The 227-nt window shown below is 50.2% G+C and carries 1 rRNA gene; it reads right to left on the minus strand.

Features of this window, described 5'->3' with window-relative positions:
* Window positions 1-61, minus strand: a 5S ribosomal RNA gene (rrf, locus tag OGY07_RS23420); the annotation flags it as partial.
* Window positions 62-227: the final 166 nt, after the last annotated feature.

Genomic DNA, 227 nt, shown 5'->3' on the forward strand with positions numbered 1-227 from the left:
GGCGTTTCACTTCTGAGTTCGGCATGGGGTCAGGTGGGACCACCGCGCTAAGGCCGCCAGGCAAATTCTTTGTGCTCTGTACGCAATACTTTATCGCATCAGCGGCGCTGGCTGCGCAAACTATTGCGTACTTAACTCTGAATCTAAGCTGAAAATCTTCTCAATTCCGCCAAAACATCTTCGGCGTTGTAAGGTTAAGCCTCACGGTTCATTAGTACCGGTTAGCT

It is taken from the genome of Citrobacter sp. Cs237 (assembly GCF_030332325.1).
GTDB classification, from domain to species: Bacteria; Pseudomonadota; Gammaproteobacteria; order Enterobacterales; family Enterobacteriaceae; genus Citrobacter_A; species Citrobacter_A sedlakii.